15 protein-coding genes and 1 tRNA gene are annotated in these 21,795 nt (G+C 63.0%); 4 read left to right on the top strand and 12 right to left on the bottom strand.

Annotation, left to right across the window (positions count from 1 at the left end):
* A partial coding sequence (locus tag VJ604_RS09695; protein WP_324082002.1) for a tetrathionate reductase family octaheme c-type cytochrome occupies positions 1-1,324 on the bottom strand: 1,324 nt, incomplete at its 3' end.
* Positions 1,325-1,618: 294 nt separating this feature from the next.
* Between VJ604_RS09695 and VJ604_RS09700 the strand changes: the two genes are divergently transcribed.
* Positions 1,619-2,509, top strand: coding sequence for a multiheme cytochrome-associated LysR family transcriptional regulator (locus VJ604_RS09700; RefSeq protein ID WP_324082004.1), 891 nt, complete (start codon positions 1,619-1,621; stop codon positions 2,507-2,509).
* Positions 2,510-2,651: 142 nt separating this feature from the next.
* On the opposite strand, the gene VJ604_RS09705 is transcribed toward VJ604_RS09700, so the two are convergent.
* From VJ604_RS09705 to VJ604_RS19285, 3 genes are all read right to left on the bottom strand, one after another.
* A complete protein-coding gene (locus VJ604_RS09705) occupies positions 2,652-3,236 on the bottom strand; it encodes a CHAP domain-containing protein (RefSeq protein ID WP_324082006.1) in 585 nt (194 codons plus the stop codon).
* A 212-nt stretch (positions 3,237-3,448) separates the two neighbouring features.
* Positions 3,449-3,772: a hypothetical protein gene (locus tag VJ604_RS09710; protein WP_324082008.1), complete on the bottom strand. Its 324-nt coding sequence runs from the start codon at positions 3,770-3,772 to the stop codon at positions 3,449-3,451.
* Positions 3,773-4,395: 623 nt separating this feature from the next.
* Positions 4,396-4,692, bottom strand: a complete 297-nt coding sequence (locus tag VJ604_RS19285; RefSeq protein WP_349256678.1) for a DUF4160 domain-containing protein — start codon at positions 4,690-4,692, stop codon at positions 4,396-4,398.
* A gap of 254 nt (positions 4,693-4,946) precedes the next feature.
* Between VJ604_RS19285 and VJ604_RS09715 the strand changes: the two genes are divergently transcribed.
* A complete protein-coding gene (locus VJ604_RS09715; RefSeq protein ID WP_324082010.1) occupies positions 4,947-6,446 on the top strand; it encodes a carboxypeptidase regulatory-like domain-containing protein in 1,500 nt (499 codons plus the stop codon).
* A 121-nt stretch (positions 6,447-6,567) separates the two neighbouring features.
* On the opposite strand, the gene VJ604_RS09720 is transcribed toward VJ604_RS09715, so the two are convergent.
* The 4 genes from VJ604_RS09720 to VJ604_RS09735 all read right to left on the bottom strand — a co-directional run bounded on the left by VJ604_RS09720 (position 6,568) and on the right by VJ604_RS09735 (position 8,368).
* On the bottom strand, positions 6,568-6,912 hold the full coding sequence (locus VJ604_RS09720) for a PadR family transcriptional regulator (RefSeq protein WP_324082011.1): 345 nt from the start codon (positions 6,910-6,912) through the stop codon (positions 6,568-6,570).
* Entirely contained in the window at positions 6,909-7,454 is a 546-nt protein-coding gene (locus VJ604_RS09725) for a permease (protein ID WP_324082013.1), read from the bottom strand. Before VJ604_RS09725 ends, VJ604_RS09720 begins: the two co-directional genes overlap by 4 nt.
* Positions 7,451-7,924, bottom strand: a complete 474-nt coding sequence (locus VJ604_RS09730; protein WP_324082015.1) for a permease — start codon at positions 7,922-7,924, stop codon at positions 7,451-7,453. Before VJ604_RS09730 ends, VJ604_RS09725 begins: the two co-directional genes overlap by 4 nt.
* A 367-nt stretch (positions 7,925-8,291) precedes the next feature.
* Positions 8,292-8,368, bottom strand: a tRNA-Pro gene (locus VJ604_RS09735).
* A gap of 175 nt (positions 8,369-8,543) precedes the next feature.
* Here VJ604_RS09735 and VJ604_RS09740 point away from each other — a divergent pair.
* Together VJ604_RS09740 and VJ604_RS09745 are read left to right on the top strand one after the other, a co-directional pair.
* The gene (locus VJ604_RS09740; RefSeq protein ID WP_324082018.1) at positions 8,544-11,111 is read left to right on the top strand and encodes a PAS domain S-box protein; all 2,568 of its coding nucleotides are present in this window, start codon (positions 8,544-8,546) and stop codon (positions 11,109-11,111) included.
* A 144-nt stretch (positions 11,112-11,255) separates the two neighbouring features.
* Positions 11,256-11,915 (top strand): response regulator, encoded by a 660-nt coding sequence (locus VJ604_RS09745; protein ID WP_324082020.1) that lies wholly within the window; start codon positions 11,256-11,258, stop codon positions 11,913-11,915.
* A 220-nt stretch (positions 11,916-12,135) separates the two neighbouring features.
* Here VJ604_RS09745 and VJ604_RS09750 read toward each other — a convergent pair whose 3' ends face one another.
* The 4 genes from VJ604_RS09750 to VJ604_RS09765 all read right to left on the bottom strand — a co-directional run bounded on the left by VJ604_RS09750 (position 12,136) and on the right by VJ604_RS09765 (position 21,710).
* Entirely contained in the window at positions 12,136-18,384 is a 6,249-nt protein-coding gene (locus VJ604_RS09750; RefSeq protein WP_324082021.1) for an OmpA family protein, read from the bottom strand.
* A 27-nt stretch (positions 18,385-18,411) separates the two neighbouring features.
* Positions 18,412-19,731: a hypothetical protein gene (locus tag VJ604_RS09755; protein WP_324082023.1), complete on the bottom strand. Its 1,320-nt coding sequence runs from the start codon at positions 19,729-19,731 to the stop codon at positions 18,412-18,414.
* Positions 19,732-19,822: 91 nt separating this feature from the next.
* On the bottom strand, positions 19,823-21,019 hold the full coding sequence (locus VJ604_RS09760; protein WP_324082025.1) for a hypothetical protein: 1,197 nt from the start codon (positions 21,017-21,019) through the stop codon (positions 19,823-19,825).
* A gap of 199 nt (positions 21,020-21,218) precedes the next feature.
* Positions 21,219-21,710: a hypothetical protein gene (locus VJ604_RS09765; protein WP_324082027.1), complete on the bottom strand. Its 492-nt coding sequence runs from the start codon at positions 21,708-21,710 to the stop codon at positions 21,219-21,221.
* Positions 21,711-21,795 lie beyond the last annotated feature (85 nt).

The following is a 21,795-nucleotide window of genomic DNA, read 5'->3' on the forward strand; positions in this document are numbered from 1 at the left end:
CCACCATGTGGTTGACCGGCCAGACCATGGAGGTCTCTACCCACCCGAATTTGCCGCTGTAGGGTTGCCCCGCGGCCTTCATTCCCGCCGTGATCGCCTTGTCCCAGTCATACTTTACCCAGTAAGCCGTCTCGCTGGACGGCGGGCCGAACACGTTGGGCACCGCCATGGTGTTGTTGCCGCTGTCGTAGGGTTGCTTGCCGCGCATCACCTTGAACGGGAAGATCTTCGCCTGGGGGTCGTTACGATTTCCCTTCGCCGAAGACAGCTTCACCACCGCGGTCGGATCGATCTTGTCCCCGATCAGCAGTCGGTCGACGCTGCCGTTGTACCAGAAATAGGTAGGGGTGACCTCCTTTTGCCAGGCGAAGTCCCCCTTCATCTTGTCATAGAGCTTCTCGCCATACTGGTCCTTTTTGATCTCCTCGGGCTTCACATCCTTTCCTGCCCTGGACCAATCCCACCAGACCTTGGTCGGCTTGGCCTTGGCAAAGGTCGGGATGTGGCAGGTCTGGCAGGCGACCTTGGCGGCATGCCTGTCCAAGACGGCGCTCCGGTGGATCTTGCCGCTATGGCAGTCGTTGCAGCTCATGGTGCGCTCCGCTGAGCCTACCGAGACCGATGCCGCTTCACCTTTTATGGTATGGCCGCCCCCTTTGTGGCAGGATTCGCAGGACATGTTGGGCTTGCCCCCCATGTGCACATCGATCTCGGGGGTCGGCTTGGCGAGGGTGGAGTCGAGGTCGCCATGCTTGATATGGTCGCCTCCGCCGCCGTAGAAGTGGCAGGCTCCGCAGGTGGTTCTGCTCGGTTTCCCCACCGACTGCGCCACCTTTACCAGGTCGACCGGTTCCCACGCCTTCCCTTTGGGGAATTCCTTCTTCTCTCCCGGATACACCGGGTGTCCCGCGCCGGCAGGAAATTTCCGGTAGGTGCCGGTGGTGTCATGGCAGACCAGGCAATCGATGTTCTCCGCCTTTTGGAAGTCGAAGGAGCCGTCCTTCCAGCCGTAGCCTGCATGACAACTGGTACAGCGGGCCCAGTTGGAGGGAAGGGCTATGCAGAAGTTGTTGATGGCGTTCTTCTTCCCCAGTTCGACCTCTTTGCCGTTGACGCTCTGTTTCCTGGCCCAGGTCCAGTGAGAAGAGGTCATGAAGGAGGCGGCTTCCTTCTGGTGGCACTCCAGGCAGCGTTTGGTCACCGAAGGCCCGTCGTTAAACGGCCCGGAGATGAAGCGCGCATGGTCTGGTGCCGTGGCAGCGGTTGCCAAGGCTGACATGGTGAAAGTCGCCAGAGCGAACAGTGGTATCAGCTTTGCTTTCATTGGTCTCCCCTTTTCGTAGAGTGTCATTGGCAAAAAAAAGCCTGCCGGAGGTTGGCAGATCTTCGGCAAGGCGGCTAACTGCGCGATAAATTGAGCGCAGCAGCCTCGAATACTATAGGCAAGATAAGATGAAATAAAGTGAATAATTCTTATCTACCCATAAGGCATTCTTATGGACTGGCCGCTGTGGCCGTAGTATAATCCTTGGCCTGGGGATCGGGCGTCGCGGTGAGGAGCCTCGGCAGGTGACGGGAGCCGGGCGACTGGAAAAGAGCTAGGCAGGCAGGGGGGGAGATGGACACCAGGTATTTGAAAACGTTGAGCATGGTGCTGAGCACAGGCAGTTTTTCCAAGGCGGCAGAAGAGCTCTACATAACCCAATCGGCGGTGTCGCAGCGCATCAAGGCGATCGAGGAGCAGTTCGGCCTGCCCCTGCTCGACCGCTCCGGCACCGTGCTGCAGCCAACCGATGCGGGCGAGGCGGTGCTGAAAGCGGCGGAGCAGATCCTCGCCATCGAGCACTCCTTGAAAAAGGAATTGCAGAATCTGGGGCGGAAACCGGGGATCTCGTTGTGCTGCACCCCGACCTTCGGCATCGTGTATCTTCCCCATGTTCTCAACAGGTTCTTTCTCTGCTATTCGGAAGGGGTGGACCTGAAGTTCATGCTCAACACGCCGGAGCGGTCCCTGAAAGGGGTACTGGCCAACGATTTTGACCTGGCTGTTATCGAACACTGTGAAAACGTGCAAGCGGCAGGCGCGGAAGTATACCAACTGCCGGCCGACGAGCTCATATTCATCTCGGCGCCGGCACTGCAGATTCCAGGGAAGGACGTCCGACTCCAGGACCTTACCTGTCACCGCCTCATCGCCCGGCGCGACGGATGCAGTTCGCGACATCTGCTGGAGTCAAACCTCTCCCGCTTCGGGAAAAGCCTCGAAGACTTCAATGGCACCATCGTGTATGACGATCTGCACCTGACCATCCAGTCCGTGCTGTCGGGCAACGGCGTCGCATTCGTCTCTCGCAGCATGGTAGATGAGCAACTGGAAAAGGGGACCTTGCGCGAACACATGGTCGATGGATTTGCCAGCAACCGTCTGCGGTCGATCGTGGTGAACGGGAAACGGGGCCAGGATCCTTTGATCAAGAGTCTGATAGCCAGCATCTTCTCGGCCGTATAGAGCAGAAAAAAATCGTTGACCCGTCTGCCGCTTCACAGTTTAGGGTGTGATCATCGCGCAGAGCCGGCATGGATCTCGAAGGGACCCGCTCCATTCTTGCCACCTCCCGCGATGATTCAACGACGGGAACTTCAGTGGGGCGTTAAAGCTCTCTTTCGGTAAGATCCATCAGCCGATTGACCACTTCCTTGATTTTATCGACCGCCTCCTTGAAAGGGTGCCGGCGGGCATCGCTTGGGACATCATCCGGAGACCATACCTGCTTGACCGTGCTCAGAGGGATATCTTCCCGAAAGGTTATCCGGTCGTAGTTTTCGGTTACACCGCAACACAACGCCCTGCTCCATTCAGCCTTGCTTTTGGCCTGCCACTTCGCTCTGAACTCCGGGAAGGAAACGGTATCTCCGAAATTCATCTCGCTTACGTCTATCGCGGTGGCATCTCCATGCTGGTCGCGGTGCACCTTTTCCACGTAGGCGACGTGCCAGTAGTTCTTGATGGTGAATATGGCGACATCCCCCTCCGTGATGTTGTCAACGCCGGTGTTTTGCAGTGCGGGCATGTCGTCCTTGGTAGGAACGGGGAAGGTGGGGATGCGTTCCTTTACATAGTCGACGCAATACCCCTGTCTTTCTATCCAGTCATTGCAGTTACAGCTAACGGCATAACAGCGGGTCTGGGCTCCCGAAAGTAGGGCAGCCAGTAGGATTGTTGCGAAAAACTTCATTTGAATCCCCCCTGCCGGCGACGGCAGTACAGCAGCGCGGAACGCAGAAGAGCTAAAGCGGGAACATCGGCGCCAGCCTTCCTGCACACGATGCCGGGACGATGGGCCGAGAGCCGCCGCTCACTCCGAAAGGGCGTTCCGGGACAGCATCCTGCATCATCAATCACCAGTCAGCAATGCCGTGCCGGTGAGACGAAATCCGTAATCGATGGCTAGCTTTTCGGTGCGGGGGGGGAACGGCCGAGGGTACAGGGAGATGCCGGGGAGGTATAGAGCGGGGAGACGACGTCGGAGATGCGGTAGGAGACGGTGTTTCTTACCGGTACAAGCCTCGGCACAACCGACACAAAGTCGTTTTGCTCCTTCAGGCATTTGTAGAGAGACGCATGGTGGTTTTGGACTACTACCCGCTGGGTTGCTTTGGGGCGGTGGGGGCCTGACAGGTCCGGGACACGCACCCCTGCCGACAGGAGGCTCAGGGCGACCAGGAAAACGACCAGGATCTGCGGACTGGATTTGATGCGGTGAGTTATCATAGCCTTTACACGACGTTGCAGCAAAATTTAGCACGTTTGATCCCAGAAGGGAAGCCTGCAGGGCGCTGTCTTCTGATCCCGCCAGCGCCAAAACCGCAGGGGCGAAAGCAGGCAACGGGGACAAGGGCGACATGCTTCCGGTTCTCCCCTTCCGCGAGAGTTCCTCGAAAGGCTCAAGGACGGCCTGGGTTCGATATCTGGTCTTTCTTCCACTCTTGCTCCGACACAAACATCCAAAAGTCGAACCCGACCCCAGAGTTGTTCCCCGGTGAGCGTTAGCCGTGGAGCGGAAACGACGAAGGCCCCTGGCAGATGCCAGCGGCCTTCTTTTAAATGGTCGGAATGAGAGGATTCGAACCTCCGCCCCCCTGCTCCCGAAGCCAGCGCACTAGCAATGGGAGGCCATGCAGTCGAAGGGGTAGAGGGTGGGTAGGAGCTCAAGTTGGTGAAAAATAAGGGATCGATTTAGCGCGAGGCAAGGAAAGGATGGCGGTTTCGAGTTTTTGCGGCGAGCAGGGAAGGCAAACACGAACAGAGCGGACCGGAACGGGACCGGAGAACGGCGCAAAGCGTATCTCAGAAGCCAGAGGTGTAATCTGCTATCTTGCTACAAGGCGTTTCGGCTACCACGGTATCGACCTCGTCAAGAAGCTCCACATCACAGACTCTGGTGTCGTATTGGCAGCCCGAAGAGGGGAGGCGCTTTTTGCTGATAAACCGATCCTAACTGAGATGTTCGCCCTAAAGCAACTCAAGTAACTCAGGTACGTCCCCCTGCTCCTGCCCAATCGAGCACCAATCCCTCGGCCCGCTTGGGCAGCGCCCCATCGAGGATGGCTCAGTTCGCGAATTCCGACGCTCGCCTTGAACTCGCCATATTCGGCGTGGAAATGCGGAGGGGCGTGCTCACCGAAGAACATCCGGAGGTTGACAAGACCGGGCCTCGGGCGGCGAAGGGGGGCAAGATGGTCGTCAGCAAGAAGTGGCGCGTCAGGCAGAAACGCATGAATTGCATGGGCGTCCCGCCCCCACGCGATCTTTCCCCGCCTTGACAGGAGCTCACCCTGCAGATTGGATCATCATTAGAATCCCTTCCCCCCGAAATTCATTAGCATGCTTGACACCGCCACCTCGTCTGACAGACTTGCTGAATCAAACGGCGAAAGGAGTCGGTATGGCAAGGGAAATCGGCAGGGGGCTTCCGTGTGTGCTGGGGATCATCATTCTCGCCATTGCCCTGGCTGCTTGCGGCGGAGGCGGGGGCGGTGTTGCCGGGTCCTCCGGAACGGCGACCGGAGTTGTCACTGACATCGCGACTGGTGCGCCCGTTGCCGGAGTCACCATCAGTGACGGCATTGGAACCGCGGTCACTGGCGCCAACGGCTCTTTCGCCCTGGCCAGGCCGGCCGGGAAATACACTCTCATCATCTCTGCCGCCGGTTACCAGACCAGTTCCCGGGTCTGCTCGATAACCGCCGGCAGCAACACGGTGTTCAACCTCGCCCTCAACAGGGCGCACGCAGCCTATGTCAACTACACGGGGGCGAACAGTTCGCAGTGGATCCCGGCGGCGGGGATGGATTACATCATCGTCGCCTGGAACGACCTCGGGATGCACTGCGCGCAGGACGATTACTCCTACTTCTGCATCCTCCCGCCCTTTAACACCCTGCACGCCCAGGTGATCAAGCGCGGCTCCGGCGTCGTTACCGAAGGGGTTACCGTAAGCTACAGCTTCCCGAAGAAGACCGACTCCACCCTTCATACCAATTTCTGGAGCTACGCAGCCAGGTATGGCTGGAACGTGGCTCCCAACGTCGGCATAACCGGCACGCGGCTTGCCGGCACCATGTCGCTCGACGCCAACAACCTCGGCTTCCAGGCAGTGGGGATTCCGATCACCCCCTACGACGACGATGGCACCTGGGATCCCTACGGGACCGCCACCATCACCGCTACCGACAGTGCCACCGGGGTCGTGCTTGCCTCCACCGCCGTGGTGGCACCGGTATCCACCGAACTCGATTGCAGCAACTGTCACGGCTCGACGGATACCTTTCTCAATATCCTCAAGTCGCATGACAAGCTAAGCGGCACCTCGCTGGCTGCGGACCAGGCCAACGGTGTTCTCCACCTCTGCGCCGAATGTCACGCGGATAACGCCCTGGGGCTCCCTGGAAAGGTGGGGGTGAAGAGCCTCTCCCTTGCGATGCATGGCTACCACAAGGGCAACGTCAGCCCGACCCCCGGCAGCAATTCCGCCTGTTACAACTGCCATCCGGGTCCCAACACCAACTGCCTGCGTGGCGTCATGTATCACGCCGGTCAGACCTGCAGCGACTGCCACGGCGACCTCTACGCGATGACCGCTTCACTTCAGAACGGGCGTCGCCCCTGGCTGGACGAACCGCAATGCGGCGGCTGCCACGGCAAAAGGTACCAGGAGAACACCGGCGTTCTCTACCGGAACTCGGTATTCAACAATGCACCCGAAGGCAGCATGAACGGGAAACTCTACTGCGAGGCCTGCCACAACAGCACCCATGCCGAGTACCCGTCGACCAACGCCGCCGATAACCTGATTCCGCGCCAGTTACAGGGAGACGGTTACTGGCTCTGGAACTGCTATGTCTGCCATACCGACTACATGCCGCATGCCTCGATGCACCGGTGAGCGTTTATTTTTTGCCGTTTTTTTCAACGACTCGGCGAGCTCCTGCGTACTCCGCCTCAGCAATTCTACTCCTGATGTTGGCGGGACCAGGAGGGCCAGGACCGGCACAAAGAGTGGAGCTTTACCGCGTATTCAACGCTGCGTAAATTTTCAGGAAGTTCTGAAGGTTGGCCAGCCGCATCTCGATGTCCTCTCGCCACTGCGCCAGCTTTTCCCACCCCGCTGGAGTGAGACGGTAGACCTTTCGCGCCGGCCCGCTCCCGCTGGTATCCCATTCAAAGACGACCTCGCCATCCTGTTCCAGTTGTTGCAGGGTGCGGTAGATGGCCCCGCTGTCCGGCCGGGACAGCCCCATACGTTCCATCAACAGGGTGTGGATAGCGCTGCCGTGCACCGGATTTTCCGCAAGCGCCAACAGGATGAACGCGGGGAGGTGCCGGTAGTGCTGTCTTCCCTTCGAGCTCATACTGCCTCCTCCGTCAAGCCGGAACGATCATTTTCAAGAATGACTTCTCCGTGCATCATCTTTTCCATCAGGTAACCGCCGACCAGGACGCACGGCACGGTGAACGCCAGCCGTAACAGGGCGAAGCGCAGTCCCATGAAGCTGCTTTCCATGATGATCATGGGGATTTTAATGCTGGCCCAAGTCCCTAGGAAGATAACCAGGTTCCCCAACTGGGCTCCCTTGTTTTTCAAGGAAAGCGCAATGGGGAACGCGGCATAGATCGGTCCGGCGGCGGCGGTCCCAAGCAGGATGGCAAAAAGGGCGCCGCGCAGCCCAGTCCCCGGTCCGAGGTGGGCTTCCACCAAGGCCCGGGGCACCCATGCATCGAGCAGTCCCATGGCTACCATGACCGGCGGAAGGACCAGCAGAACTTCAGTCAGGAACTTTAGAGAGTTGGTCACCGAATGCCTAGCCAGGGCGGGCTGCCAGAGCACCAGCCCCAGGTTGACTGCCAGGAGGACCAGGAACAGCCGGTATTGTTTCAGGTGAACTGTCATCATAGAAACACCCCCATGAGCAGACCAATCAGGATCGCGGCGACAAAACTCAGGGATTGGCGGAGTAGGGTAAACCTAACCCCGAAGTAGGAAACCTCAATTGGCGCCGAAACGATGCCGACCATGGTCAGCGTGGTGATGAAGGCGGCCAGAGCGGCAGGCGCTGCTCCCATCCCCAGCAGCGAGCCGGCAAGCGGAAAGGCGATCGGCGCGGGCATGGTGACGACGGCGCCGACCAGCGAAACCAAGGCAAAGCCACCTACCCCTTTAAAGGTGAACAACCGGGTCAACACCTCCTGTGGGACCAGCGCCAGCACCAGGCCGACCAAGGCGATCATCCCCAGCACTTTCGGAACCAACGCCATAAGCGACCGCCAGCTGGTCTGGAGCGCCTTCTTGGTCAGGTCCGAATCCCGCCACCAGGATACCAGCACCGCCACGGTGGTTACTGTCCAAAAAATCGTGGCCAACATCGGAAACCTCCGCTCTCTACAGGTAAAAGCGATTATCGTCTATGTGTAAATTACAGTAAAGTGATTTGTGCAGCATGTCAAGAGGAAACACCTTTCGGAGCGAGCCGTGCCTCCCGCACAATTGTCCGGGGTCTCACTGGATACGCTAGTGAGAGACCGGAGGAAGGATTCACTCTTTCGCTGCATGCCTGGCAACGGGAATTTGTCGGAAGGGTAGCGGAGACGCGGGCAGGGGTAGCGGATGGCCGCCCCGAGTTTTGAGGAAAAAGAAGCTATGCGGTTCAAGGAAAGTTGGGCTGTGGACCGGAGAAGGACCGGAGACAAAACAAAAAGGGTTACGGTTTTGGCCGTAACCCCTTGTTTTAAATGGTCGGAATGAGAGGATTCGAACCTCCGACCCCCTGCTCCCGAAGCAGGTGCGCTACCAGGCTGCGCTACATTCCGGTGGTGTTTCTCGGGAAGCTTCGTATTTAACTTTTTTCGCCTTCCTTGTCAACCTAAAAATTCACTTCCGTCCCGTTAGACTTTGCCAACCTCCCGCTTTTTCTACGATTATGGCTATCCAGGATCTGGGGGGTGCTTTATAATGGTCCACAACACCCTCCCATTGGACGCCGCTATGACCCACCAGCCAAAGGACCAGGTGCTCTCGCTCCAAAAGGAGCTGGCAGCGCTGCGCCTCGAAAAGGAAAACCTCTCCCAGCAGGTAAAGCGCCTGGTCCAGGCGGAGGGAAAGCTCTACGCCTACCAGGAACAGCTGGACGCCCAGCTCAAGGAGTACCAGGAGCTCTACGAGCTGAACAAGAGGCTGAACGGCTCCTTCGACCTGCCGGCGGTCCTGTCGCAGGCCTGCTCCTACGTGATCGAGACGCTCGGCTACGAGCGGGTCATCTTCCTCAGGCGCTCCCCTTCCTCGGAGAACTACGCCGTCTGCGCGTTGGACGGCTACTACGACGAGCCGGTCAGGGAAGCGGTCTGCCAACTGGTCATCCCCGCCGAATCCCCGCTCCTCGAGCCGCTCTTCGCCGGCGAGGAGTTCCGCATCTGCTGGGCAGGGTGCGACGACGCCGAGCTGGCAGCCTTCCGGCAGAAGGTGCAGATGGAGGAGTTCCTCCTCTACCGCCTGGGGCCAGAGCTCGCACCCTTCGCGGTGCTGGTGCTGGGAAACTCGGCCGAGAACGCCTCCTTCTATCGCAGGGTCACCCCCTCCGCCTCGCTGCCGGGGGTGGGGAACCTGGTGGGGCTGCTCTCCTCCACCATCGAGAACCAGCTCCTCTACGCCAGCATGGAGAGGGCCCTGGAGCAGGAGAGGCTCGCGCAGCAGAAGTACCGGGGCATCTTCGAGAATTCCATCGAGGGGATCTACCAGACCACGCCGGAGGGACGTTTCCTAAGCTGCAACCCGGCCATCGCGGCCATCCTCGGCTACGGCTCGCCTCAGGAGGTGATCGACTCCATCACCGACATCCGCAACCAGCTCTACGTCGACCCGGAGCGGCGGGACCGGTTCCTGGCGCTTTTGAAGAGCGGGCAGGAGGTGAAGGACTTCGAGGCGCGCCTGCGCTGCCGCGACGGGAGCATCCAGTGGATCCGCATGAGCGGCCACCCCTTGTTCGACGAACAGGGCAAGCTCACCCACATCGATGGCACCATGCAGAACATCACCCGCCAGAAGGAGATCGAGGAGGCGCTCTCCAAGCTCTCCCTGGCGGTGGAGCAGAGCCCGGTCACCATCGTGATCACCGACACCCGCGGCCTGATCGAGTTCGTGAACCCCAAGTTCGAGCAACTGACCGGCTACGGCAGGCGGGAGGTGATCGGCAAGACCCTCGCCTTCCTGAAGTCGGAGCACAACCCTCCCGAGATGTACCGGAAGCTGTGGGAGACGCTGAAGAGCGGCAACATCTGGGAGGGGGAATTCGTCAACCGGAAGAAAAACGGCGAGCTCTTCTCGGAGCGCGCCACCATCTCCCCCATCAAGAACCGGGAAGGGGTGATCACCCACTACCTCGCCATCAAGGAGGACATCACCGAGCGCAAGCAGCTGGAGGCGCAGTTGCTGCAGTCGCAGAAGATGGAGTCGGTGGGGCGGCTGGCGGGGGGGGTGGCCCACGATTTCAACAACATGCTGAGCGTCATCATCGGCTGCGCCCAGCTCGCCATGCTCAAGGTGACCGAGGGGGACCAGCTCTGGCAGTTCCTCAACCAGATCTCGCGGGCCGCCGAGCGCTCCAGCGAGATCACCCGACAGCTCTTGGCCTTCTCCAGGAAGGAGCTGATCTCACTCAAGAAGGTGAACCTGAACGCCAAGGTGGTCGAGACCCAGAACACCCTGGGGCGGCTGATCGGCGAGGACATCAACCTCACCTTCAAGCCGGCGCCCGGCCTGTGGGCGATCGAGGCGGACCCGTCGCAACTGGACCAGATCCTGGTCAACCTGGCGGTGAACGCGCGGGATGCCATGCCGGGGGGTGGGCAGCTCGCCATCGAGACCGCCAACGTCCACATCGACCATACCTATTGCAAGTACCACCTCGACGCCCGCCCCGGCGACTACGTCCAGCTGACGGTCTCCGACAGCGGCACCGGCATGGACCGCGACACCCTTGCCCACATCTTCGAGCCCTTCTTCACCACCAAGGGGGTGGGGAAGGGGACCGGCCTGGGGCTGGCCACCGTGTACGGCATCGTCAGGCAGAACAACGGCTTCGTGACGGTCTACAGCGAGCCCGGCCACGGCACCAGCTTCCGGATCCATTTCCCCAAGTCGCAGGGCGAGGTGGAGGCCGAAGAGCTGGCGCCGGAGACCACCATGTCCGGTTCCGGCAACGTGCTGCTGGTGGAGGACGACCCGCTGGTGCGCGAGATGGCCTCGCAGATGCTGGCCGAGATCGGCTACACGGTGATCCAGACCAGGTCCCCCGAGGACGCCATCGAGATCTGCCGGAAAGGGGAGTCCCGCATCGACCTGGTGCTGACCGATGTGGTGATGCCGGGGATGAACGGCAAGGAGATGGTGGACGAGATACTGACCTTTTCCCCGGGCATGAAGGTGCTGTTCATGTCCGGCTACACCTCGGACCTGGTGGCCCAGCGCGGCGTGATGGACGAGGGGCGTCACTTCATCCAGAAGCCCTTCGACCTGCACTCCCTCAACGAAAAGATCAAGGAGGCGCTGGCCGACTAGGGGGCGCTGCCGAGATTTTGTTTGCTACCGGCACGGCAATTGATCTAGTATTGCGAAAATTGATCCCCCTTATCGGTGAAGTCGGATAGCGCAGCCCCTTTGGCTGCCATCGCTCCACCACTTCTCCGGGACGTCGAGGTTCGCATGGACATTGTAATCGTCGAGGATACCAAGGTAGCCAGGGCCATGCTGGTCGGCCTGCTGCACGGGCACGAGGAATACCGGGTGGTCGCCGCGGTGGAGTCCGCCGAGGAGGCCCTGAGCTTCATGGCGCACAACTACGTCGACCTGGTGATCCTGGACCTCTGCCTGCCCGGCATCTCCTACGACCAGGCGGTGCGTGCCATCAAGGTGGCCTCCCCCGACGTCGACATCCTGATCTTCACCGTCTCGGAGGAGGACGAGACCGTCTTCGCCTCCCTCAAGGCGGGCGCCACCGGCTACATCCTGAAGGGAGCCAGCGCCGAGCAGCTGATCGCCGCCCTGGACGAGATCGGGGACGGCGGCTCCCCCATGTCCCCCTCCATCGCCCGCAAGGTGCTCAGGGAATTCCAGGGACCGCAGGTCAGCCAGGAACTCCAGGAGATCATCTCGCCGCTCTCCAGCCGGGAGACCAACATCCTGGAGCTTTTGTACCGCGGCTTCAACTTCGGGCAGATCGCCGACAACCTCTGCATCAGCCCGCACACCGTCCACACCCACATCAAGAAGATCTACACCAAGCTGCACGTGAACTCCCGCTCCCAGGCGATCTACGAGGCGGTGCAGAAGAAGCTGATCAAGCTGGATCCCGCCCACTCCTGAGCCTGACCATCCCATGCCCGTGTTCGATGGCCAAAGCCGCGTCGCGTGAGGGGCCTCGACGGTGATGATCGCTGAGCATCTGTCGTACCGGTGCTGGACGACCACTTCAAGAGAGAGCCGACCTTTGCTTCACCCTCAACCGTAGTCTCCTTCGTTATCCCACGCCCCCCTGCTAACCCCTCACTCCGACGTCCCCAACTGAATTTCACAGATACCGACCTTACTGGTTGAGCGCCTTCATCGCCTCCTTCACCGAGTTCTGGTCGAACTTGAAGCGGAACCTGACGTAGGGTCCCTGGGCGGTGAAGTTCGCCGCCGAGAAGTCCTTGTCGTAGAAGCCGGCCACATTGTAGCCGAGGCTCAGCCAGGCGTTTTCCATCAGGTTGTAGCCGACCGAGACCCCGACGCTGTCGGCGAGCTGGCCGGTGGCCCAGGTGTGCAGCACCGAGCTCGCCACCCCCACGTCCCACTTGGCGGTCAGGTCGTAGCGCCCCTCCACCCCGATCAGGTCGGTGTAGCCGGAGACCTCCGCGCCGTTGCAGGTTTCCAGCACGTACTTGGCGCCGTACTGCAGGGAGAGCTGCAGCTTGGCGTTGGGCCTGTAGTTCGCGTTCAGGTTGTTGACGATGCGCCGGTTGTCGGCGTCGGTGGTGCCGGTCTGCTTGTCGTAGATGAGGTCGAGGCGGTCCAAGAGGATCCACTGGCTGGCCAGCGGCCGGTGCACCAGGCCGAGCCTCAGGTCGCCGTTCACCGTGGTCTGGCCGCTGCCGGTGGTGTCGAACAGCTGCAGCCTCGCCGACCATCCCCATCCCGGGGCGGGCTCGCCCAGCACCGAGCTCAGCACCCCCCACTTGTTGTCCGTCTCGGAGTTCCTGTACTCGCCCCGGCCGTTCCAGCTCCAGAGCTTCTGCTTGTAGTCGGCTCCCAGCGAGACGGCGGTGAAGTCCTGGTTGCCGGAGGCCGGCGGCGCGTTGTTGTCCAGGCGGTAGCTGGCCTTGATGGTCTGGTTGCGGTCGAGCCCCGCGTCCACGCTCCAGTGCTCGTTCAGCTTGAAGGTCTGCTTCAGGCCGAAGAGCGCGAAGGCGCGGCTACCGTTCTCGGTCATGTCCCTCTCCAGCGAGCTGTTCACGGCACCACCCTCCCAGGGGTTGCTCTTGAAGCCCGCCCGGGTGGCGTTACCCTCGGTGCTCCCCCCCTGGGTGAACTCCTGCGCGGCGAAGAAGCTCACCTTGGGGGACAACTTGTACTCGGCCCCCAGCGTGGTGCGGGTCGGGTAGTCGGCCACGTTGTTGCCGGCGATGGACTGGTCGCGGTCGAGCTTCAGGATCAGCTTCTTGTCCAGCAGTGCTGCGCTCGTGCTGGCGGTCAGCTGGGTGGAGGTCTTGCTGGCGCCGTCGGAGGTGACGTCGTTCGCGTAACGGACCCCGAGGCTGGAGCTGTAAATGCCGGAGGTGTAGGTCGCCTTCCCTTCCAGGCGGTCACCTTCGGCGCCGGTCGCCATGGTGTACTGGTGGTTGGCGGTGCCGCTCACGGTCAGCTGGTCGGAGAGCTTGTAGGCGGCATCCAGGCCGTACTTGCGGGTCCCCACCTCGCTTGCCTGCTGCTGGCCCAGGCCGAAGCCCTGGTCGATCTCGCGGTAGTAGATGCGCGCGTCGAGCTTGGCGCTCTTCTGGGAGACCTCCGCAAGGTAGGCGTTGCCGCTGGTGGAGCCGCCGCCGGCGGAGCTCGTGGTGTTGGCCCCGTTGGTCCCGCCGGTGTTCACCACGGCCACGGTGGAGTCGCTGTGGGCCGCCTCCAGCCTGACCACGGTGCCGGTGCCGATCTTCAGGGTGGTGTCGACCCCCACGCTGTTCCCGTTGCCGGTCACCTCGCCCTCGTGCAGGTAGGTGACCCCCGCCCTGAGCTGCTGGTCGAGGAGCTTCACGCCGGCCCGGCCGCCGTAGGTGAGCGCGCCGGTGCCGGCGTCGGCGATCTCGTACTCGGCCACGATGTAGATCGGGTTGAAGTTGGAGTCGCGGCTGTAGATCGGCTCCTTGAAGAGCAGGGTACCCGAGCTGTAGTCGATGCTGTAGTCGGCGAAGCGGGTCAGCTCCTGCGAGGAGATCACCACCTCGGAGCGGAAGCGGTCCCGCACCTGCAAGGTCACCTTGTCGGTGTTCAAGAGGATGTTGCGGCGGGAGAGCTTGTAGAGGCCGGAGGTGCCGTTGCCCTGGATCTCGTCCTTCACGTAGGCCTGGCCGTTCTCGCTGCCGAAGGCGGAGACCTCCAGGTTCTTGCCGTGGTACTCGGTCTTCACCCCGTTCATCCGCCGGCTGTAGCGGGAGAGCTCGGTCACCGTGAGGTCGGTGTTGAAGTCGCCGAACATGGCGTAGAACTGCTCACGCTCGATCTTCAGGTAGAGCTTCTTGACGCTGGCGGCGTCATACTGCTGCTGGCTCGCGTCGCCGTACAGGGTGTAGTAGGTGTTGGGATCGATGGTCTGGAACAGCCCGTTGCCGGTCGCGCCTTCCTTCTTGGCGGAGTCGAAGGAGGCGGTCAACAGCCACTCCCCCTTGATGGTCCCCTTGGTGTAGAAGGCGAGCCGGCCGTCACGGTAGAGGTTGTCGTCCACCCCGGCACTCTGGGCGCTCTCCATGTGGCCGGAGATGGCGCTGTAGCCCGCGGTCCCCTCGGCGAGGCCGACCAGGATCCAGTCGCGCATGGCCGGCTTCACGTAGGTCTCGGCCTCCACCTTCACGCCGTTGATCCCCAGCACCATCCGGTACAGGCCGCTCTTGGAGACCGGCTGGAAGAGGGCGACACCCGACTGGTTGACGTGCAGCGCGTCACCCTGGCCGTTGCCGCTGCCGTTGGCGGAGAGGGCGGCCGCCGCCAGGGGGGAGGCGCTGCTGGCCGTGTTGGTGGTGAGCAGGCCCTGCTCCTCGCTCTTGACCGGCTTCAGGGTACCGTCCAGCACCTGCAGGTCGGCGGCGGCCGGGATCGCATTGCCGGCGGAGTCCAGGAACTGGAGCTGGAGCCTGACCGGCGTCTTGCCGTCGGCCACGTTCCCGTCGGCGGATTTCACCAGGATGGTGGCGACGGCGCCCGAGCGGATCACCTTGACGCTCTGGCTGAAGCGGGCCACTCCGAAGGGGTCGACCCCTTCCAGCAGGGCGACCCTTTCGCCGCGCTGGCCGAAGTCCACCCCGATGTAGCTGTAGATGGTCTTGCCGCTCTTGGCGTCCTTCAGGGTGAAGCCGATCCGGTCGGCCGGCACCAGGTGCCCGTCCACGGTGAGGCGCGGGGTCAGCTCGGAAGGGAGGCAGATCCGGACGCTGTTGATCGGGAAGATCAGGGTGGAGCCCTGGGGCGGGCTCAGGATGCCCGGCTGCTCCTTCACCGCCGGCTGGTCGGACCCCTCGGCCTCCTCCTTTGCCTTCTCCTTGGCGTCCGCTTCCTTTTGCACCTCCGCCGCGGCGGCCTGCTCGCTCTTGTGCGGGGTGAGCGGGATCTCCACCTGCTGCGGGCCGCTTTCGGCCTTCACCAGCTCCAGCTTCTGGTTGCTCCAGGAACGGGCGGCCTTCAGCAGGATCTCCACCCGGCGGTTCAGGGCGCGCCCCTCCTCGGTCTTGTTGGAGGCGATCGGCTCGCTCTCGCCGCGGCCCGAGTAGTCCACCACCGAGGGGGGCGGGTGCAGCCTGTCGACCAGGTAGCGGATCACGGTCCTCGCGCGCGCGCGCGATAACTCGATGTTGTCCCGGAAGATCTTCCTGGCGCGCGGGGCGATCCGCACGTTGTCGGTGTGCCCCACCACCTTCAGTTCGGTGACGTGTTTGGCCTGCAGCTTGACGGCGATCTCGTCCAAGAGCTTCTTGTCCGCCTCGGAAAGCTCGGCGCCGAAGCTCGGGAAGTGCGGGTGCAGAACGATCTCCGGCAGCTGGATGGTCCCCTCGTCCTTGGAGATGGTGAGGGCGTTGTCCACCTCGGGGGTGGAGAGCCCGCTGCCCGAGGCGGTGTCGAACTCCAGCTGGGCGCGGGTCTCCAGCACGTCGTCCTCGTCCCCCCCCTGCGGGGATACCTTGAAGCTGACCAGCTTTTTCCACTCCTCTTTGCTGTCGCCCAGCGAGTAGGTCAGCTGCTGGCCGTCCTGCTGGGGGTCCGGGAGGTGCTGGCCGTCCAGGGTGCTGCTGCCGGCGAAGTAGGCGACGCCAGCCGGGAGGGTGATCTTCAGCTTACGGTTGCTGAGCGGCTCGGCGCCGCCGGCAAGCTCCACCTCGTACACCACCACCTTCCCATCCAGCCTGCTCTTGAGCTCGATCTTGACCGGGACCACCTGGGTATTCTCCACGCTCTCGGCACCCTCGCCGCTGCCGTCCTCGCTCTGGGCGCGGCGGGCCTGGGCGAGCTCGGCCTTCAGCTTGGCGTCGGCCGCCTCGATCTCGGCGCGATGGGCAGCCGCGTAGGCCTCCTCGTCGTGCTGGCCGTCGGCGGCGCGCTGGCTGGAGCGGGAGACGTGGAAGTCCGCCCGCCACATGGTGCCCGCCTGCAGCTCCACGAACTGCGAATAGGCGCGTCCGGCGAAGCGGCTGTTCTGTTCGCAGGGGGTCGCCTGGTACCCCTCGGGGAGCGAGTCGAGGTCGAGCTGGACCACGTGGGTGGTGGGGGTGACCCCCTCCAGGTGGAACATGCCCTTCTTGTCGGTCTCCACGAAGGTACCGTCCTCCAGGTAGATGCGCGCCCCGGCCACCCCCTGGTCCTCGCTCCCCCCCTTGTCCGAGCAGTTGCCGCTGTAGACCCTCCCCATGATGATGCTGCGGGTGGAGAGGAAGTCGGAGCGGACCTCCACGGTGGCGGTGGCCAGGTTGGAGGTGATGGCGCCGTTGCCGGCCGCCGCCGAGTTGGTGGCGGTCCCCAGCTGGGCGCCGGCCGAGATCATGGTGACGTAGCTGAAGGTGGCCATCGCCTTGGCCGGGAGATCCGGCAGGGTGAAGGTGAGCGTGCGCCCGTCCGCCGAGACCGCCGGGTCGGGGAGCGGCGTGTTGAGGCTGCCGTTAAGCCTGGTGGTCCCCTTCATGTAGCTAAAGCCCGGCGGCAGCTGGTCCACCACCTTGAGGCCGGTGACCGGCAGCGAATCCTCGGTCTGGCTGTTCTGCACGGTGATCTGGAAGGGGACGGTGTCGCCGATGGCCGCCTGCGACTTGCCTGCCGACTTCTGCAGCCAGAGCTTGCCGAACACCGGGTCGACCGGCAGGTCGATCCTCAGCTCGGGGCCGGGATCGATGGTGAAGGTGAGCCCCCGGGAGCCGTCCACCACCACGAAGGGGCCGCCCGGCAGCTTGGCGAGGGCGCTGTTGCTGGCGGCGGAGGGGTAGCGATAGCCGTTGGGCGGGGTGACCTTGAACTGGTAGCGTCCCGGCTTCACGAAGGGGAAGCGGAACTGGCCGGGGCCGAAGGCGTAGGTGCGGCCGCTGGCGTCCTTGGGGGTGGAGCCGGTCACTACCGTGGCGGGCTTGCCGTTCACGGCGGTGGCCGGGAATGTGTTGGTGGTGGAGCCGTCGTCGCCGTACACCTTGGCGTAGTCGTTGGCGTCCACGTCCCAGAGCGTGACGGTGGCGCCGTCCAGGGGCTTTCCGGTGGCGGCGTCGAAGACGATCCCCAGCGGGTCGACCAGTACCTGGGCGGTGGAGGTGTTGCTGATGTCCAGCGCGTTCACGTACTGGGCGGAAATCTGGTTGTCCTGGGTGACGGTGAAGCTCCCGGAGTAGGAGTTGGTGCTGCCTCCGTTGGATCCGTCGATGGTGCCCAGGTAGCCGACGAAGATGCCGGTGTTGGGCCCGGTCTCGGTCAGCTTCAGCACCTGCAGGCAGCCGGTGGTCTCGTTCTTCAGGGTCACCTGCAGCTGGTCGCGCTGGCCGGGGTCGAGGTTCGCCTCGCGGTCGGTCACCTCCACGAAGAGCGGCTCGCCTGTGTGGTAGGAGTCCGCCTTGATAAGCGGCACCGCGGCAAGGTCGACCGGGGACGAGCTCCCCAGCGGGGTGGGCGCCGGCAGGGTGACGAAGGGGGAATCGGTGGCCGCGCCGGTCCGGTACTGGGTCTGGCCGACGTCGAAGAAGGAGGCGCCGGTGATCAGCTGGCCGTTGGAGAGCGGCGCGTACTTCAGGAAGGTGATGGTCGACTGGCTGTAGGTCAACAGGGTGACCGTCACCGAGGCGCTCACCGGGGCGATGCCGTCGGCGTGGAAGGTGGCGATGTTGACGATCTGGTCGCCGTTGGTGGAGGAAGAGGCCGGGGACGGCGCCAGCAGCGCGCCGAAGAGCGCCGCCCCCAGCCACAGGGTTGCCGCCCACATCCTGAACGCACGGGTCCCTGCACGGCGGCGGGGGGCGATTCTCCCCCCGTCGCCGCGGCCGCCCTGCGGGCGGACGTCACCCCTGCCGGCGCCAAGGCCGGCAAGGGTCAAGCAGAGTTGTGCGATGAAGTCTGTGAGCATCAGTCCTCGGGTCTCTCCGTCTCCGGATTACTTGATGGTCGCCTTGTAGGTGATGACCACCTGCTGTCCGAAGGGGAGAACGCCCGGCAGGGCTGCGCCGGCGCCGTTACCGACGTAGACCAGCAGGTTGGGGGCACCGGCTGCCGCGTTCGGGTTCCAGTTGGCCCACTGGCCGGAGGTGTTGCCGCAGGCCTGCAGGGTGTGCACGGTGGCGCCGGTGTCGATGTAGTTGACGTCCACGCCCGTGGTGTAGCCGTTGCAGGCCAGGGTGACGAAGGAGGGGGGGAGGAGGTCGGTGATGTTGCAGTTGCTCAGGTTGCCGGTGGCGTCAGTGGCGTTGTTCTTGGCGATGACCGCGTACTCCAGGTTGTCGCCGGATTTGCCGGTCACCACGCCGCTGGGGCACCAGGAGCCGGTGGTGCCGGTGATGGTGACGGAGCAGCCGCCGTTCGGGTTGCTGACGTTGCGCACGTACTTGGTGATGTTGACGGTGGCCGGTGCCGAGGTCCAGACGTTGAGGTTGGTCGGTGCCTTGCTCGGGTCGCCGGCGTTGGCGTTGGTGGAGGAGGTGGAGTTCATCACGGTCACCTGGCTGAAGCCGGCGCCGCTCACGGTGGCGCTGGCGTCGACGGTCAGGAAGGTGCCCGGGAGGGCCACGGTACCCGGCAGAACGTTGATGTTGATGCTGGAGCTCTGCTCGTAGACCGGGGTGCCGGCGTCGACGGTGTAGCTGTTGGCGAGGGTGATGGTGGCGGTGCCGGTGGCGGTGCCGGGGTTGCTGACCGAGACGATGGCGACGGTCTGGGTGACGCCGTTGTGGTCGGTGAAGACGATGGTCTTGCCGCCGGTCAGGCCGTTGACCTCGGTGGCGCTGTTGAGGGTCGGGTCGATGGTGTAGAGAACGCTCGGCACGTAGAGGACGTTGGAGGCGGTGGTGGCCTGCGAGGTGACCGAGGCGCCCAGCACGATGGAGGTGGCGGTGGCGCTGGCCGTGGCGGTGTTGCCGTTATTCACCGAGGCGTTGATGCCGGCGCCGATGGTGTAGGTGGCCGGACCGTTGGCGGTGCTGGTGATGGTCAGGGTGTCAGAGAGCACCGGGGTGTTGGGGCCGGTGTAGGCGACCGGGGCCGGGTTGCTGATGGAGACCTGCGGCGCCGAGGGGATCAGGCTGACGGTGACGGCGACCGAGGCGCTGGCCGACGAGTTGGTGGAGCCGATGGTGAAGTTGATGGTTGCGGTGTTGACGATCTGGGTGTTGGCTGCGGTCTTGGCGGTGGTGGCCCAGGCGGAACCGGTGGAGGCCAGCAGGCCTGCGGCGACGAGGCCGGTGAGGACGGACTTCTTCATGTTGCTCTTCTCCTTTTAGATGAGGTGCTGCATAGCATGGAATATCTGCTGGCCTGAGCGGGGCGTCCTTGCCCCGCCCAGACCGGGCCGGTTAGTTGACAGTTACCTTGTAGGTGATCACGGCGGTGTCGCCGCCGCCCAGGGCCGTGCCCAGGGTGTAGCCGTTGCCGCTGTTGTCGAGCGGCGAGGTATTGCCGGTGGCATCGGCGATGCTGCTGCTGGTGGCGGTGCCGCCGATGGTGTAGGTGATGCCGGCGGTGCCGGTCTTGTAGGTGGTGTAGACGGGGAGGACGTCCACCACCTTGGCGTTGCTGATGGTCGCCAGGGCATCCACCGCGTGGGTGTTGGTGATGGTGATCTGGTACTCGATGTCTTCACCCGGCTTGGCGGTGGTGTTGGTCCCGAAGGTGCCGCTCGGGTTCGTCGTGGCGTTGCGCGACTTCTTGACGATGCTCAATACCGGTCCCAGGATGGTGGTGATGGTCTGGTTGCTGTTGCCGGCGCTGGTGTCGATGGTGACCGCGGGGGTCACGGTCGAGGCGACGTGCAGGTTGAAAGTGTGGGTGCCGTCGGTTGCGGTGGTGCTGGTGGGGGTGAGCACGGTGCCGCCGGTCACGGTGTCGGTGAAGGTGGTGTACTCGCCCACCTGGGTGGCGCTGGTCACGGTGGTGGCGGTGATGGCCGGGGAGGTGCCGATCGGGGTGAGGGCGATCTGGTCGAGCACCTCGCCGGAGCCGGAGTCGGCGTGGCCCGGGGTGATGGTGCCGACCGTGTAGTTGTGGCCGGCCAAGGTGACGGTCCTGCCGGAGGTCAGGCCGGTGATGGCGACCGAGCCGCCCGGCACGCTGATGAAGCCGGCGCCGGAGCTGATGGCGTAGCTCCCCCAGAGGGTGACCGAGGTGGCGCTCAGGCTGTCGGAGCTGTTGCTCTGCATCCCGGAGTCGCTCACGTTGGTGGAGCTGATGTTGTAGGTGTCGGTACCGTTGCTGGTGGAGGTGATGGTGTAGGTGTAGACTGTCTGCGCGCCCGACAGCACCTCGGCAGTGGTCTTGTTGACCGCGATGTTGGGCTGCGAGGCGAGGGTGGTGATGGCGACCGACACCGTGCTGGAGGCGGTCAGGTTATTGACCGAACCGGAGGCGTAGGTCACGGTTACCTTGTTGAAGACGGTGGCGCCAGCGCCGGTGGTGATCGCCTGGGCTTCGGGTGCCGCCAGGCAGCTAAGCCCGAGGGCCAGTGCGGTTGCCGCTACGGCTGAGCCGTTGCGAAGGTTTTTGCTCCATTTCATGTCATTGATCTCCTTTTTGAGCGGCCATTGCCGCGATCGAAAGTGGTGCTTCACACACCGATTGAATGTTTTCCGGCCCCGTCGAGGGGCCCTCCCTGATACCTTCACAGCTCTTCGCTGTCCCTGCTTTGGTCATGCATCCTCCTGTTTTCGTTTTGCTTGACTGATCCTGTTGGCTGAATACGCTAAGCTGTCGTAATTACTTGACTCTTACCTTGAATTCGAGCTTGCCGCTGGCCTTGGCCGGGATGGTCGCGACCACCCAGCGCACGTTGGTATACTCCTCCGGGGCTGCGACGTGCTTCTCCTTCTTGCCGCCTGCCTGGGTCTCGTAGGTGAGCAGGGTGGGGGCGGCGAAGGTTTTCCCTTTGTCGATGGAGAAGGTGATCTCGCTCCCCTCCCCCTTGGCGGAACCGGGGACGTAGACGGTGCCGGCCGGGATCGGGTCGTCGATCACCGCGTTGGTGGCTGCCTGGTCACCGTTGTTGGTGTAGGTGATGGTGTAGACGATGAGATCGTTGGGGGCGTACTTCTTGGCCGGGATCAGCCGGGTCTCCTTCTTTCCCCCCTTGACGGTGGTGATTTCCTTCTCCGCCTTGATCTTGATGCCGACTTTGGCGGCGGCAAAGGCCGCGCCGGCGGCGAGGGTCAGGGCGAGAAGCAGTGCGGTGAGTGTGCTGAGTTTTTTCATGGTGTTCTCCTTTTGCTGGTGATGCGTCTTGGTGTTGTTGTTAGTTGCCTAAAAAAGCGAAAGCCCCTTGCGGCAGCGCAAGGGG

The sequence above is a fragment of the Geomonas sp. genome (assembly GCF_035254065.1).
Classification (GTDB): Bacteria; Desulfobacterota; Desulfuromonadia; order Geobacterales; family Geobacteraceae; genus Geomonas.